Genomic DNA, 15,467 nt, shown 5'->3' with positions numbered 1-15,467 from the left:
GGTTTTACTTACCAAAATAAATAGCGATTTTTGCAAAATAAATTTGCAAAAATACAAACCTGCCAACGATAGGTATTGATAATTTATCGTGCATGATTTGGTTTGGAGCAAGGGTTATTTTTGTTCATCGCGGCGAAAGACCCATTCATGCTCACCGCTTAGCTGTGGAACAAAATAATAGCCTTCGCTGTCAAATGCTTTTAGTTCATCAGGGTGGCTGATATTGTGCTTGGCGGCAAAATTCACCATCATGCCACGAGCTTTTTTGGCATAAAAACTGATGACTTTATATTTGCCATTTTTTTCGTCCTCAAAACGAGGCGTGATGATTTGTGCGTTGATTTTTTTGGCATTGACTGCCGAAAAATATTCGTTTGATGCCAAATTAACCAGCGTATCGCCCGTTTTGGCTAAGTTTTGGTTGATGGCTTCGGTAATGCTATCGCCCCAGAACTGATACAAATTATCCGCCTGCGGGGTTTTAAATTTAACCCCCATTTCCAAGCGATAAGGCAGCATTAAGTCCAAAGGTTTTAGCAGTCCATACAGACCTGACAAAATGCCTAGATGCTGATTGAGGTATGTGATTTGCTCTTGCTTTAGGGCATAAGCGTCCAGCCCTGTATAGACATCGCCATCAAACAGATAAACCGCAGGCTTGGCAGTGTCGTCAAATGGATATGCCCATCGCTGATTGCGATCGACATTTAATTGGGCGATTTTGGCTGATACGCCCATCAACTCTTGAATATCAAGCACATCGCAGTGCTTGAGCGTTTGCATGAGCGTTATTGATTGCTCAATCAGCACAGGGTTTGTGTAGCAAGACTGTAACGGCAGTGGCACTGGCGTTGTTTCGTCCAAATTCTTAGCAGGAGATAATAAAAAATACATATTTTGTCCAAAGTTGAGAATAAATCAGAGTTATCGGCATCAATATCAGCCATGATGGCGACTTGATGGCTGCATAATAAGCATATAATTGATTATTATAGCAAATTTTGACAAAAATTAACGCCAGTGGTGTTGGTTGGTCTAATTTGGTTTTGGCGATGTGCTTGCTTGGCTTGATAAGCATGAGTAAAAATTTGCGATGATGGTGATATTTTTTGTATAATCAAAAAACCAAGCCATCAAAATTTGGAGGGAGAATGAGCATTATCACGGATTTTATCATTGTTAATGATAATAAAAAAATTGCACGCCTATGCCTAAATAACCCCAATTCGCTCAATGCCCAAACTGTACAGATGGTCAGTCAGAGCGGGGCGTTGCTTCGTCAATGGGCAGATGATGAGACGGTGGTTGCGGTGCTGATAGAAGGAACAGGCGACAAGGCATTTTGTGCAGGGGGCGATATCCGTGGGCTGTATCATGCTTATGATCCGAGTGTTTTTCCCAATCAGGTGGCGTGTGAATTTTTTGGCACAGAATATGAGCTATGCAAGCAAATCAAGCATTATGCCAAGCCTATCATCGTTTGGGCAAATGGCATCGTGATGGGCGGTGGTATGGGCATTGCCACGCCAGCAAGTTATCGTATCGCTACCTGCACCACCATGATGGCAATGCCTGAGGTGGCGATTGGGCTGTTTCCTGATGCTGGCGGTTCGTTCTTTTTGTCAAGATTGCCTGATGACATTGGTTTGTTTTTGGGATTGACTGGTGCTAGGATTAATGCCTCAGATGCATTGGTATTGGGGCTTGTTGATTATGCCTTATCAGGTGATGTGGGCGGTGAATATGAGCGTCTTATTGCTGCTTTGCAGGCAATGTGTTGGCATGATGATATAATAACAAATCATAAAAATTTAAAAAATACATTAAAAAAATTACACAATACTACAGGCTTGGCAGAGGGTTGGCTACTGCCTTATTATGATGAGATTGCACAGCTTATGCGTGTGGATAGTTTGTATGATTTTGATACTTTGGCAAGAATGCAAACCAAGCAAGCTGATGGTGGCTATATCCGTCAGGCTTTGTTAAATTATCTTAACGGTTCGCCAATTTCGGCAGCGATTACATGGCGTGCCTACCATCAGGCAAAGAAGATGGAATTTGATGCGGTGATGGCGATGGAGTTTGTTATCGCTGTGCATTGTATGCACGAAGGTGAATTTGCCGAAGGCGTGAGGGCGTTGCTGATTGATAAGGATAAAACTCCCAATTGGCGTTATACCTTACAGACGCTACCTGTGGGTTATATTGAGCGATATTTTCAGGCGTGGTGATTGTTGATTGTTTGGTGGATTTGCCAAAATTTCAAGTTTAATTTTTGGCAAATTTTAATAAAAATTAAACAATCAGCGGTATTTTTGTTTATATAATCTAATTAAATAAAATAGTATTTTTATAAAATGGCGTTGCAATTTATACTGTTGCCAACGCCATTTTGTCAATGTGTCTTGGTATCAAAAGGCTGGGTTTAGTAATTTTTCGATAAAATACAGGACGATGCTAGGCTCGATGATGATGGTGGCAACCACGCCAAAAACCGCACCGAATAAATGTGCTGAATGGTTGATGCTGCCGCCATGCTGACGGTCTGCCCAGATGCTATAGCCAACATAAGCGATGGCAAAAACAATCGCAGGAATTGGCACGATGGCAAAAAGATATAAAGTACTCCAAGGGGCAAATAAAATATAGGCAAACAGCACTGCTGATACCGCACCTGACGCACCAAGGCTTCGGTATCTGGCGTTGTTTTTGTGGCGTAGATAACTTGGAATGATGGCAACAACAATCGCCAATACATAAAAAGCTACAAAGCCTAGGCTGCCGAATTTGTCAATATAAAATCGTTCAATCGCACGCCCAAAAAAGTACAGCGTAAACATATTAAACAATAAGTGCATACCATTAGCATGGATAAATCCGTGCGTCAGCAGGCGATCATATTGACCACGCTGCACCGCAGGCGGATAAAAAATCAATCGCTCCAACAAAGGGCGAGATTGCCAAGCGGCAATGCTGATAATAACTGTGATAATAATGATGGCAGTGGTGTGGTTCATGGGCTTAAAGAGTGTGATAATGTGCTAAATGTGCGGATTATTGTATCAAAACGATGCCAAAAAATCACCTTAATTGTACCATGATGAGAAGTATACCAAAGTAAATCAGCTTTGATGGCGGCATTAATCATCAAACCTACCAAACTGTTGCGATACTGTAAATAATTACAAAGATTTCAGGCGGTTTTGTAACACGATGGGCGTTTTTGGTGGCAGATGGCGTTGATTTGTTTATCAATTGTTGCAAACCCTTTTAACTTAGATAAAAATCAGTCAAAATATGTCCAAATCGGTGGCTTTGCCATTATGTTTATATTGTTTTTGTTATTGCAACAATTACGGTTAATTTTGAAAATTTAGCCCACAGGGAGCAACTTATGAGTTTAATTAGCAAATTGCACGAATTGATTACGCCACATGTTTTGGCTGCCATCAAAAATCAAGATGGAGACAATGCCAATAAATCAAACCTGCTTGAGACATTTTATGCCATTTTTGCAGCTCGCTTGAGTAACGAAGATGTGTACCAGCGTGTTGCCACTTTGCCAGAAAATGAGCTGGGTTACGGTCATCATCTGCTAAAAATTGCTTTTGGCACAGATGATGAGCAGGGCATTACCTTAAGCGACAAGCTGGGTCAAGAATTTGGGCTATCAACCGTGTCTGCACACACAGCGATTGCAACAGCAGCACCTTTGGTCGTGGCACGTCTAAAAGAATTGGCAGGCACGACTACTGTCCCTGCTTTTTTGCGTAATCAGTTGGCTAATGAGCAGAGCCGTTTGCCAGCGTGGGCGTATGCGTTATTGCCAGCAGGTTTATTTGCTGCAGGTACTGCCGCAGCCAATACAGTTACTACCGAAGCACCTGTAGCAGCTGTAGCCACGCCAGTAAGCAAGCCTGAACCACAGGCCGCTCATGTGAATACTGCTGCCGAAAAGCATTATGAAAAAGAAAAGAGCAGTTTTTTAAAGACAATATTGCCAATCATTGGTTTGTTGATTTTTGCAGGTTTGGCATGGCTATTATTGCGTGCTTGCCAAGAAAAGCCAGCACCAGTTGCTGCTCCAGTTAGCGAAACCGCAGCACCAGCAGCTGACACTGCAGATACAGGTGCTGTGGCAGCCGCTCCTGCAACCTTGAGCTTGTCGGTTGATGAGACAGGCAAGGCAATTTATTCATGCCGTACTCAAGTTGGTAATGAGCAATTGGCTGGTCAAGTGCGTGCAGCAGTTGCACAAGTATTTGGTACAGAAAACTGCTCGGCAGAGACCACAAACACACACGCCACCAGCATGCCTGCCGCTGAATACTTGCCAGCGATTTTGGGTCTGATGAAAGATATGCCAAGCTCAAGCGTTGCCATCAACGGACAAACTGTTCGCTTTAATGCAGCAAGTCCTGAGCATATCACACAGCTGGTTGATGGTGCTAAAGGTATTTTGCCAGCAGATTTTACCATCGAAGCCGAGCCTGCCTTAGATATCCAAACAGCTGTGGCATCAAGCATTGAATCTGCACGCACGGCGATTTCTGGATTGGGCGAAGGTGCAGAAGTGTCAGTAGATGACTTGGTGCGTGCCTTGAACTTGCAAATCATCAATTTTGCTACCGATTCTAGCGACATTCCTGCTGAGAACAAAGAAATTCTTGACTTGGCAGCTGCCAAATTGGCAAGCCTGCCTGCAGCAACTTTGCGTATCATCGGTCATACCGACAACCAAGGCAGCGATGAATACAACCAAAAATTATCAGAATCTCGTGCGGCAGCTGTGCGTGATTATTTGGTATCAAAAGGTGTGCCAGCAGAGCGTTTGAGTGTGAAGGGTGCAAGTTTTAGCCAACCTGTTGCCTCAAATGCCACTGAACAAGGTCGCTTCCAAAATCGCCGCATTGAATTTACTGTACTAAAAGAAGGTGAGCAAGTTGCAGCCGTTGGCAATGCTGACAACAGCGAGGCAACTGCCACCGAGCAAGCACAAAAAGCTGATGCTGATAAGAAATAATCTGACCATTGCTCTTTGAGTAATTGTATCAACAGATTGTCAAATACAAAACCAAGCGGTATGATATCGCTTGGTTTTTTGATTGTGATTTATGGTGGTGCTGATGGCAAAAGTTGTATTGTTTAACAAGCCTTTTGGTGTGCATAGTCAATTTCGTAAAGATAACGAACAGATGCTGACCTTGGCAGATTTTTTTGATGATAAGAGCTTGCGTGTGGCAGGGCGATTGGACAAAGATTCTGAAGGCTTATTGGTGCTGACAGATCACGGTGGGCTGAATCATGCCATCACCACGCCACCTGTGGGGCAGGCTCATAAAAATCAAACAAAGCACGCCAAAACCTATCTGGTGCAGGTTGAACATATCCCAAGTGATGAGCAGCTAAACGCATTGCGAGCTGGTGTGTTATTAAAAGATGGCAAGACATTGCCCGCCAAGGTACAGCACTTGGCAGAGTTGCAGCTGCCAATCACGCTATGGTCAAGACAGCCACCGATACGGCAGCGTAAACACATTGCGACCGCATGGCTTACCATCACTATCTGTGAGGGCAAAAACCGCCAAGTCAGGCGTATGGTGGCAAGTGTTGGTTTGCCGTGCTTACGCTTGATTCGTTATCAAGTGGGCAGTTGGCGACTTGATGATTTGGCAGTTGGTGAGAGTCGCACGATATTTATCAGTGATGAAAAATTGGCAAATCTTGGTGTTGTGGCTCGCCCAAAAGTCGCACAACGCACACTGTCTGGAGCTGGCCATTTTGGCACCAAATCATCAATAACACGCCGAAACCAAAACCCAAAAAGACACAGATTTGCTGACTAGTTTATTTTGGAGATATAACCTTAAGGCTGCCAAGCACATTTACCGCGATTGACAACCTTGATTGGGCATTGGTTATTTATCAAAACAAAACGACAGCCACTGCCCACCATCACCAGACAAGCTAAGGGTTTGGTGATATGTATTGTCTGGCAGGAGTTCAAAGGTCATCAGTTCATCACGGCGAAAAGCATGAATCTGCACAGGCTGCTTGGTGATGGATTGTTGTTTGTTTAGCAGTGTTAGCAGTTGATTGGTTGCTTTTAGCCCATCGATGGCAATGATGGTGTCATTATACGCCAGCCCCGCTTGGCTTGCAGCTGATTGGCGATGGATATGCGTGATGGTCAGCTGATCGCCAGTAGATAGGCTCATGCCCCAAGGCTTGCTTGTCTCTTGGTGATTGACCGTGATGGCAAATTTGCCAAGATATTCCTCCAGCGGTAGAGGCTGTGTGCCGATGACATAATTTTCATAAAATTCTTGCCATGCTTGTCTGCCCAGCACAGGTGCAATAATATCGCCCAAAATTTCAGTTGTTAGCCCAAAAGGTTGATTGTTGCTTTGCTGATAGCAGTGTTTGATGACATCAAGCAGACGATAATTTCCTGAGCTTTTGTCAAGCAGCATCAAATCCAGCAGCAATGCCACCAATGCCCCTTTGTTATAATAGCTGATGCCTTGATTGGCTGAATTTTCGTCAGGGCGATAAAATTTAATCCAAGCATCAAAACTGGATTCGGCAACACTTTGATATGCCTTGCCATCTGTTTGTTGATAGCGGTTGATTTGGTCGCTGATGAGCTTAAAATAACTGGCTTTGTCAATCGCACCAGCAACAAGCAGTATCAAATCATCAACATAGCTGGTAAAGCCCTCAAAGACCCACAGCAACGGCGTGTAGGATTCATGGGTGAGTGGATTGTTTATCATCACATCAGGTTTGACGGTTTTTACCCACCATGCATGAAAATATTCATGGCTACATAGACCTAAGAATCGTTGATAACCATCGCTTGGCGGCATGGGTTCGTCAATGCGTGGCATATCGCTGCGTGGACTGATGAGTGCTGTTGAGTTGATATGCTCAAGCCCGCCATAGTCTTTGTTGGTAACCATCGCCATGAAGGTGTAGTGCCCAAATGGTGCATCACCCAGCCAATCAAGGTAAGTTTGGCAGATTTTTTGCAGGTCGCTTTGTAGGCGAGTAAGCTGTCCATGATGACGACCTGTCAAGAAAAATCGGTGCGGCAGGGTTTTTTGCTGATGATTAACCACAAACTCAAAAGTATCCTGCGTGCCGATTTCAAAAGGATAGTCCAAATAGTCAAATGCTGCCAAAGCAGCAAAGCGATATTCAATACCTGTTTTGCTTTGTACGGTTTCGTGCTGTAGTCCACAGGCGATTTGGCAGTTTGGGTGCTGTGCCAAAAACTGCATCGGCACAGATAAGGTCAGGGTTGCAGGCGTGTGTTTGGCATCATCAAGCAAAAGCAGCAATGAGCTAAAATTACCAAACAGTCTGGTCTGATCAACAAACGCTGTACGCACTGACAAATCTCGGCAATATACCTCGTATCGCACACGGACACGGTCGCCTGCCTTGACATGGCTAAGTTTGAAGGTATTTTTGTTGAGTTTTTCGCTGCGATGGGTTGTGCCGTCAAGCTGATAATCAACAGCGGTAATATTTTTGCTAAATTCACGAATCAAATAACTGCCCGCCAGCCAAGTTACCATGGACAGGGTGGGGGCGTGTGTGGTGGCAACGAAGTCAAAGCATATATCGGCTAAGTGTTCGTTAAATCGCTCAAAGCTAATTTGATAGTGTGGCGTGTTTGCCAAAAGGGCGTGTTGATTGTCGGTGGGTGCAGATTGGATGGTCATGATAATAAACTCAAGTTTGCAAAAATAATTTTATCATGCTAATAATGAAATATTGCTTAATTATATTTATATAAAATTTAACAACTACATCATAACATCAAAAACAAATTATCATCATACCAAAATTTACCATCTTTTCAAATTTTTCTGCTTATTTTCTTTAAGAAGTTACACACTGTAACGACTTTTTTGCAAAGCATTGGGAAAAGCGACAAATTTCTGTTATAATGAAAGCAACTTTTTGCCATGCTGTGGTCTTAAACATTTGGTTTGAATGCCAAGCTGGCACATTTACTAAGGAATACTTATGACAATCATCGCCAACGATACCATCGTGAAATTCAACTACACACTGACCAATGCACAAGGTGAGGTGCTTGATCAATCTCGTGGTGAGCCACTAGCATATTTGCATGGTCATCATAATATTATCCCCGGCCTTGAAAAGCAAATGGCTGGCAAAAAAGTTGGCGACAAGTTCACCGCCACTGTTGCCCCAAAAGATGCTTATGGTGAGTACCTTGCCGAAGCTGTGCAAGAGGTACCTCGTGCCAATTTTCAGGGCGTGGACAAAATTGAAGCTGGTATGCAGTTCCAATCACAAACTGACGATGGCCAAGTCATGCTTGTTACGGTTAAAGAAGCAAATGACGAGGTTGTTATCGTTGATGGCAATCACCCGTTGGCAGGCGTTGAGCTGACTTTTGAGGTGGAGATTGTTGAAGTGCGTGAAGCAACCGCTGATGAGATTGCTCATGGTCATGCACATGGTGCAGGCGGTCATCAGCACTGATTTTTGAGTGTATTTAAGCCCAAGATGATTCTTGGGCTTTTTATTTACCTGATGTAATGATAATAGGATTTAAATGAGAATGAGTTGTTTTTAGGTTTTGACTATGGCGATTTTATTGCTATAATATGACAGTAATATAACATTTTCTATTATTACAAATAAGAAAAATGCAAAAATGCTCTGATTGGCGGTATTGTCAGTCATTTTTGTTTTGCAAAACAACAAGGAGAGATAATGAGTACTTCAACACCCCCTGCAGCAAACAGCTCTCGTATGCAACGCTTTTTGCGTGGCGTTGAGTGGCTGGGGAATTTGTTACCACACCCTGTGATTTTATTCGTGTGGATGTCGCTGATTTTATTGGTTTTGTCAGCGGTAATGTCAATGATGGGCGTGTCAGTGCTAGACCCGAGACCTGAAGGGGCAAAAGGTCGCAGTGCTGATGGCATGATTTATGTGGTCAATCTGCTAAATGGCGATGGTTTGGCACGCATTGTTGAGAATTTGGTGAGCAATTTTACTGGATTTATTCCATTGGGAACGGTGCTGGTGGCATTGCTTGGTGTGGGGATTGCTGAACATTCAGGCATGATTTCGGCGGCACTGCGAGGGCTTGTGATGAATGCACCTCGCAAGATGGTAACGCTGGTGGTGGTATTTGCAGGCATTATGTCAAACACCGCATCAGAGCTTGGCTATGTGGTGCTAATTCCACTGGCGGCGATGATTTTTCATTCGCTGGGTCGCCATCCTCTGGCAGGTTTGGCGGCTGCATTTGCAGGGGTTTCGGGTGGATACAGTGCCAACCTTTTGCTGGGTACTGTCGATCCTTTGCTATCAGGCATCAGCCAAGAGGCGGCACGCATTATTGACCCTAATTATGTCGTTGGTGCAGAGGCGAACTGGTATTTTATGGCAGCGAGTACTTTCTTGGTCAGTGCTTTGGGCTATTTTGTTACCGAAAAAATCGTTGAGCCAAGTCTTGGTAAATACAATCCCAATGATGCTGACGACCCCAGCGTGCTAGATAGCAAGATTGAGCAATTGACCGCCACGGAGAAAAAAGGGCTAATCTGGGCAGGAGTCAGCATGGTGGTATTTTGTTTGTTGCTGGCGTGGACGATTGTCCCTGCCGATGGTGTGCTGCGAAATCCCGAAACAGGACTTGTGGCAGGTTCGCCATTTTTAAATGGCATTGTGGTGTTTATTTTTGTGTTCTTTGCCATTCCGGGTTATATTTATGGCAAGATTACAGGCAGTATCAAAAACAACCAAGATGTTGTCGATGCGATGAGTCAGGCGATGAGTTCGCTTAGCATGTATATTGTGCTTGTGTTTTTTGCAGCACAGTTTACGGCATTTTTCAATTGGTCAAATATCGGTCAAGTGATGGCGGTTTCTGGGGCGAATTTTTTGAATAATATCGGTCTGACTGGTCCGTTGCTATTGGTTGGGTTTATTTTGATTTGTGCATTGGTGAATTTGATGCTCGGGTCGGCCTCGGCACAATGGGCGATTACCGCACCGATTTTTGTGCCGATGTTGATGCTGACAGGCTATGCACCTGAGATGATTCAAGCCGCCTATCGTATTGGCGACAGTACAACCAATATCATCACGCCGATGATGAGTTACTTTGGGCTGATTATGGCGGTGGCGATTCGCTATAAAAAAGACACAGGGGTTGGCACGCTGATGGCGATGATGTTGCCGTACTCGATGATTTTCTTATTTGGTTGGACGCTGCTGTTTTATATTTGGGTATTTGTACTGGGTCTGCCAGTTGGCCCTGGGTCAGCGACTTATTATCAAATGGGCTAAGTTGCCTGTGTATAAATTGAGTTACAATAGCCACTTAAGTGTTACGCTTAAGTGGTTTTTTATAAAAACAAATAGGCATCATGCCACTTGATGTGCTATCTTAACTTGTGCCAATTGGCAAAATAATAACAAACAGTGGCACGATGTTATCGTCATCGCTTACCCAAAATTGATTTATAAAATCAATTGATATAATTAAAAATTATTATTTTACCAATCATAGAGAAATTGGCATAATGTTTGTGTTGGTTGGTAGCTGATGTAGCCACCAAGCCACCGCAAATCGCCCATCATTGGCGAATTAATAAAACATAACATGAGGACAGTCTAATGAGCAAATGCCCTGTAACCCATCTTACCATGAGCAATGGTGCACCAGTTGCCGACAACCAAAACAGTCTTACTGCAGGTTCGCGTGGACCGCTGCTTGCCCAAGATTTGTGGCTAAATGAAAAGTTGGCAGATTTTGCCCGTGAGGTTATTCCAGAACGCCGTATGCACGCCAAAGGTTCTGGTGCTTTTGGTACTTTTACAGTAACAGGTGATATTAGCCGTTACACTCGTGCGGCGATGTTTAGCGAAATTGGCAAAAAAACCGAAATGTTTGCTCGTTTCACCACAGTGGCAGGTGAGCGAGGAGCTGCTGATGCTGAGCGTGATATTCGTGGTTTTGCCCTGAAGTTTTATACCGAAGAGGGTAACTGGGATATGGTGGGCAATAATACCCCTGTGTTTTTCTTGCGAGATCCACGCAAATTCCCTGATTTGAACAAAGCGGTCAAGCGTGATCCACGCACCAATATGCGTTCTGCGACCAACAACTGGGATTTTTGGACACTGCTGCCCGAAGCATTCCATCAAGTAACCATCGTCATGAGCGATCGCGGCATTCCCAAATCCTATCGCCATATGCACGGTTTTGGCAGCCATACTTACAGTTTTTGGAATGCCGAAGGCGAGCGTTTTTGGGTGAAGTTTCATTTCAAGACTCAGCAAGGTATCCAAAATCTAACCGATGCCGAGGCAGAAGCGGTGATTGGCAAAGATCGTGAGAGCCACCAAAAAGATTTGTTTGAGGCGATTGAGCGTGGTGATTTTCCCAAGTGGACAATGTATGTACAAATCATGCCAGAAGCAGATGCTGAAAAAGTGCCATACCACCCCTTTGACTTGACCAAAGTATGGCCAAAGGCGGATTATCCACTGATTGAAGTTGGTGAATTTGAACTCAATAAAAATCCAGAAAACTTCTTTGCAGATGTTGAGCAGGCGGCTTTTGCCCCGAGCAATTTGGTGCCTGGGATTGGTGTGTCGCCAGACAAAATGTTGCAAGCACGCCTATTTAACTATGCTGATGCTCAGCGTTATCGCTTGGGCGTGAATCGCAATCAAATCCCTGTCAATGCCCCTCGCTGCCCTGTAATGAGCAACCATAGAGACGGGCAGGGTCGTGTAGACGGCAATTATGGCGGACTAAAACACTATGAGCCAAACAGCTTTAATCAATGGCAAGAGCAGCCTGCCTATGCCGAGCCACCGCTAAAAATTAATGGCGATGCCGCCCATTGGGATTTCCGTGCTGATGATGACGATTATTTTGGCCAGCCGCGAGCCTTATTCCAATTGATGAGTGATGCACAAAAGCAAGCCTTGTTTAATAATACTGCTGCGGCGATGGGTGATGCTCCTGATTTTATCAAATACCGCCACATTCGCAATTGCAACAAATGTGATACAGCCTATGGTGAAGGCGTTGCCAAGGCACTGGGGTTAAGCGTTGCTGATGCCATAGCAGCCTATGACAGCGATCCTGCGATGGGGCAGGCGGGGCTACTTAAGCCATAATAGAACAAAATGAAAAATCGGATACTGGTTATCCGATTTTTTTTGTAATTTGTTTTTATTGATAAAGATAAATAACGATGCCAAAAATAACCTGCCGTGTATTTATTCAAATTCAACTAACTGGTGGGGTGGTTTGGCAAAGGTGAGCAAATGACAACCGATATGATGATTTGTAAGCCATTCATATTAACTTTATGCGATTTGTTGTAAGAGCTGGGGCTGATTGTGTCGCTTATGCCACTAAGCCGACAAATGATTAAGCTGAAATGTAATAATCCATAAGTGATGACAAAGCAAGGTTATGGGCTGTGATGGGGTTTGTTGTCAGAGAATTTGGAGTGTGGGCTTGGCGGATGATGAGTAAATTCAGCAATGCAACAAAGCTGTGGCTTGAGATTTATAATAAAGCCATACCGATGGCAATTTAAGCACAAAAACAATGGTGGTTGCAGTATAAAAAACCGCCAGCATTTGAACCGCACCCCAAAAGTTAGACATTCCACTACTAACTCTTGGGGTGCTTTCTATGGCAAAATACACACTTGATTTCAAGCTGTCTGTGATGGCCTATTATCAAAACAATCACAACTACAAACGCACAGCAAAACATTTTGGTTTAGACCACAAAACAGTAGAGCTTTGGGTCAAACTCTACCAAACACACGGTATTGATGGTATTAAAAGACGAAGAACCAAAGCCATCTATGACACCACCTTTAAACTTAACGCTGTACAACAAGTTCTTCTTGGCAAATCTTTGACACAGCTTGCCATAGAGCTTAATCTACCACAACCTGCTTTACTGTCAAACTGGTTAAAGTCCTATCAAAGCTTTGGTATAATGGGACTTACTCCCAAACCCAAAGGCAGAAAAGTAATGTCAAACAAACACAATACCAATAAAGACAAAACAACCAAAAACAAATCAACAAGCAAAACCAAGCCACAAGATGATGACTATGCCAAACTTCTAAAACGCCTAGCATACTTAGAAGCAGAAAACGACTACCTAAAAAAGCTCGATGCCTTAATTCGTCAAAAGGAACAATCAAAGAACAAGTCCTGATTGTTCAAGAATTAAGGCATAAACACCCTCTAAAAGATTTGTTGGAATCTCAAACCTGCCAAGAAGTGTGTTTTATTACCACATTCGTCAAAGTACAAAGCCTGACAAAGACCAATTCCTAAAAGAACGCATTAACCACATCTACCATAAGCACAAAGGCAGATATGGGTATCGTAGAATTACCTTAGAACTCAACCATCAGCTTAACAATCAAGGTCTTGTCATCAACCACAAAAGAGTGCAACGCTTAATGCAAGCAATGGGCTTGAAATCCAAAATCAGACAACGAAAATACAAAGCCTACTCCTCTTATCAAGGGGAACACCAAGACAAGATTAAAGACAATGTTCTACAAAGAGACTTTAAAGCCACAAGACCCAATCAAAAATGGTCAACTGATGTAACAGAGTTTAAGGTGCAAGATGAGGCACAAAATGGCATAATCACAGAGAAAAAACTGTATCTATCGCCCATCATAGACTTGTTTAATGGCGAGATTGTCAGTTATGCTCTCAATGAACGACCTACTTATGACTTGGTTAATGAGATGTTAAGTAATGCTTTATCTAAACTAAGACCTAATGAAACACCCATCATTCATTCAGACAGAGGTATACACTACCAACAGTATCATTATCAACAAACTTTAAAGGAACAAGGCTTAATCCAAAGTATGTCAAGAAAGGGTAATTGTCTTGATAATGCAGCCATTGAAAGTTTCTTTGGGACACTCAAACAGGAAATCTTTTATGAACAAACCACTTTCACATCCATCAATGAGCTTAAAACAACGATTGATGAGTACATTCATTATTACAATTATGATAGAATAAAGACCAAGCTAAAAGGACTAAGTCCTGTCAGATACAGAAGCTTAGTCCTTGGTCAAACCACTTAGCTTTATCAACCTAACCTTTAATCTTGTGTCTAAGATTTGGGGGTCGGTTCATTTGCCAGCGGTTTGTGCTTTTAGCCACCAAAATCATCAAGCAAGATATTTTCATCTTCTACGCCCAAATCTTTTAGCATCTTGATGACAGCGGCGTTCATTACTGGAGGCCCACACATATAGAACTCGCAGTCCTCTGGTGCTGGGTGGTCTTTTAGGTAGTTTTCGTACAAGACATTATGAATAAATCCTGTATAACCTTCCCAGTTGTCCTCTGGCATTGGGTCAGATAGAGCAACATGCCACTCAAAGTTATCAAACTCTGCTGCCAAGCCATCATAATCCTCAACATAGAACATTTCACGCTTGGAGCGAGCACCGTACCAAAAGCTGATTTTGCGGTTGGATTTGAGGCGTTTTAATTGGTCAAAAATATGCGAACGCATCGGTGCCATGCCAGCACCACCACCAATAAACACCATCTCAGCATCAGTATCTTTGGCAAAAAATTCACCATAAGGCCCAGAAACGGTAATCTTATCCCCTGGCTTTAGGCTAAAGACATAAGAAGACATTTTGCCCGGTGGAATGCCTTCGCCGCCACGAGGTGGTGGGCTGGCGATACGGATGTTAAACTTGATGATGCCTTTTTCTTCAGGATAGTTTGCCATTGAATAAGCACGAATCACAGGCTCGGTTACTGTTGAGCTGTATTGCCACAGATTGAACTTGTCCCAGTCCTCGTGATATTCCTCGGCGATATCAAAGTCCTTATAATGCACAGTGTGCGGTGGGGCTTCTAGCTGCACATAGCCACCTGCACGAAATGGCACAACTTCGCCTTCAGGGATTTTTAGGGTCAGTTCTTTAATGAAAGTTGCGACATTGTCATTAGAGATAACCTCACATTCCCATTTTTTGACATCAAAAAATTCAGGATCAATCTCAATTTGCATGTCTTGCTTGACTGCTACTTGGCAGGCAAGACGCATATTATCACGGATTTCACCTTGGGTAAAATGCCCCTCTTCGGTTGGCAAAATCTCACCACCGCCAGAGATAACCTTGCAGCGACACTGACCACAAGTACCACCACCGCCACAGGCTGATGATAAAAATATGCCTTCGTTAGCAAGCGTTTGTAGCAATTTGCCACCCGCTTCGGTAACGACATTATTGTCAGGATTGTCATTGATATTAATGGTAACTTTACCAGTGCTAACCAATCGTGAGCGTGCTGCCAGAATCACTGCAACCAAGCTCATGATGATGATGGTAAACATTACCACACCACCTATCGCTGTACCAAATTCCATAACC

12 protein-coding genes are annotated in these 15,467 nt (G+C 43.4%); 8 read left to right on the top strand and 4 right to left on the bottom strand.

Going from position 1 to position 15,467, the window contains the following annotated elements:
* Positions 1 to 114: 114 nt before the first annotated feature.
* The gene (yaaA, locus tag EL162_RS09625) at positions 115 to 894 is read right to left on the bottom strand and encodes a peroxide stress protein YaaA (RefSeq protein ID WP_126331572.1); all 780 of its coding nucleotides are present in this window, start codon (positions 892 to 894) and stop codon (positions 115 to 117) included.
* A gap of 257 nt (positions 895 to 1,151) precedes the next feature.
* Between yaaA and EL162_RS09620 the strand changes: the two genes are divergently transcribed.
* The gene (locus EL162_RS09620; RefSeq protein WP_126331571.1) at positions 1,152 to 2,234 is read left to right on the top strand and encodes an enoyl-CoA hydratase/isomerase family protein; all 1,083 of its coding nucleotides are present in this window, start codon (positions 1,152 to 1,154) and stop codon (positions 2,232 to 2,234) included.
* Positions 2,235 to 2,414: 180 nt separating this feature from the next.
* On the opposite strand, the gene EL162_RS09615 is transcribed toward EL162_RS09620, so the two are convergent.
* Positions 2,415 to 3,020: a rhomboid family intramembrane serine protease gene (locus EL162_RS09615; protein ID WP_126331570.1), complete on the bottom strand. Its 606-nt coding sequence runs from the start codon at positions 3,018 to 3,020 to the stop codon at positions 2,415 to 2,417.
* Between the two features lie 377 nt (positions 3,021 to 3,397).
* Between EL162_RS09615 and EL162_RS09610 the strand changes: the two genes are divergently transcribed.
* Complete coding sequence (locus tag EL162_RS09610) at positions 3,398 to 5,026, top strand: OmpA family protein (RefSeq protein WP_126331569.1); 1,629 nt, start codon at positions 3,398 to 3,400, stop codon at positions 5,024 to 5,026.
* 103 nt (positions 5,027 to 5,129) lie between these two features.
* The gene (locus tag EL162_RS09605; protein ID WP_126331568.1) at positions 5,130 to 5,849 is read left to right on the top strand and encodes a pseudouridine synthase; all 720 of its coding nucleotides are present in this window, start codon (positions 5,130 to 5,132) and stop codon (positions 5,847 to 5,849) included.
* Between the two features lie 72 nt (positions 5,850 to 5,921).
* On the opposite strand, the gene EL162_RS09600 is transcribed toward EL162_RS09605, so the two are convergent.
* Positions 5,922 to 7,733, bottom strand: coding sequence for a M61 family metallopeptidase (locus EL162_RS09600; protein ID WP_126331567.1), 1,812 nt, complete (start codon positions 7,731 to 7,733; stop codon positions 5,922 to 5,924).
* 307 nt (positions 7,734 to 8,040) lie between these two features.
* Between EL162_RS09600 and EL162_RS09595 the strand changes: the two genes are divergently transcribed.
* The 5 genes from EL162_RS09595 to EL162_RS09575 all read left to right on the top strand — a co-directional run bounded on the left by EL162_RS09595 (position 8,041) and on the right by EL162_RS09575 (position 14,156).
* Positions 8,041 to 8,526: an FKBP-type peptidyl-prolyl cis-trans isomerase gene (locus EL162_RS09595; protein ID WP_126331566.1), complete on the top strand. Its 486-nt coding sequence runs from the start codon at positions 8,041 to 8,043 to the stop codon at positions 8,524 to 8,526.
* 234 nt (positions 8,527 to 8,760) lie between these two features.
* The gene (locus EL162_RS09590; RefSeq protein WP_126331565.1) at positions 8,761 to 10,347 is read left to right on the top strand and encodes an AbgT family transporter; all 1,587 of its coding nucleotides are present in this window, start codon (positions 8,761 to 8,763) and stop codon (positions 10,345 to 10,347) included.
* Between the two features lie 330 nt (positions 10,348 to 10,677).
* Entirely contained in the window at positions 10,678 to 12,192 is a 1,515-nt protein-coding gene (locus EL162_RS09585; RefSeq protein ID WP_126331564.1) for a catalase, read from the top strand.
* Positions 12,193 to 12,718: 526 nt separating this feature from the next.
* Entirely contained in the window at positions 12,719 to 13,258 is a 540-nt protein-coding gene (locus EL162_RS09580; protein ID WP_126331563.1) for a helix-turn-helix domain-containing protein, read from the top strand.
* A 67-nt stretch (positions 13,259 to 13,325) separates the two neighbouring features.
* Complete coding sequence (locus EL162_RS09575) at positions 13,326 to 14,156, top strand: IS3 family transposase (protein WP_170161453.1); 831 nt, start codon at positions 13,326 to 13,328, stop codon at positions 14,154 to 14,156.
* Positions 14,157 to 14,227: 71 nt separating this feature from the next.
* Here EL162_RS09575 and nqrF read toward each other — a convergent pair whose 3' ends face one another.
* On the bottom strand, positions 14,228 to 15,463 hold the full coding sequence (gene nqrF, locus EL162_RS09570) for an NADH:ubiquinone reductase (Na(+)-transporting) subunit F (protein ID WP_126331561.1): 1,236 nt from the start codon (positions 15,461 to 15,463) through the stop codon (positions 14,228 to 14,230).
* Positions 15,464 to 15,467: the final 4 nt, after the last annotated feature.

The organism is Moraxella cuniculi, assembly GCF_900637105.1.
Classification (GTDB): Bacteria; Pseudomonadota; Gammaproteobacteria; order Pseudomonadales; family Moraxellaceae; genus Moraxella; species Moraxella cuniculi.
This window is presented reverse-complemented; position numbering and strand designations above follow the sequence as displayed.

Bases quoted from the DNA above. Each gene is read 5' to 3' on its own strand.
- yaaA (WP_126331572.1), bottom strand. From the start codon at position 894: ATGTATTTTTTATTATCTCCTGCTAAGAATTTGGACGAAACAACGCCA.
- EL162_RS09615 (WP_126331570.1), bottom strand. From the start codon at position 3,020: ATGAACCACACCACTGCCATCATTATTATCACAGTTATTATCAGCATT.
- EL162_RS09620 (WP_126331571.1), top strand. From the start codon at position 1,152: ATGAGCATTATCACGGATTTTATCATTGTTAATGATAATAAAAAAATT.
- EL162_RS09610 (WP_126331569.1), top strand. From the start codon at position 3,398: ATGAGTTTAATTAGCAAATTGCACGAATTGATTACGCCACATGTTTTG.
- EL162_RS09585 (WP_126331564.1), top strand. From the start codon at position 10,678: ATGAGCAAATGCCCTGTAACCCATCTTACCATGAGCAATGGTGCACCA.
- EL162_RS09605 (WP_126331568.1), top strand. From the start codon at position 5,130: ATGGCAAAAGTTGTATTGTTTAACAAGCCTTTTGGTGTGCATAGTCAA.
- EL162_RS09580 (WP_126331563.1), top strand. From the start codon at position 12,719: ATGGCAAAATACACACTTGATTTCAAGCTGTCTGTGATGGCCTATTAT.
- EL162_RS09600 (WP_126331567.1), bottom strand. From the start codon at position 7,733: ATGACCATCCAATCTGCACCCACCGACAATCAACACGCCCTTTTGGCA.
- EL162_RS09590 (WP_126331565.1), top strand. From the start codon at position 8,761: ATGAGTACTTCAACACCCCCTGCAGCAAACAGCTCTCGTATGCAACGC.
- nqrF (WP_126331561.1), bottom strand. From the start codon at position 15,463: ATGGAATTTGGTACAGCGATAGGTGGTGTGGTAATGTTTACCATCATC.
- EL162_RS09595 (WP_126331566.1), top strand. From the start codon at position 8,041: ATGACAATCATCGCCAACGATACCATCGTGAAATTCAACTACACACTG.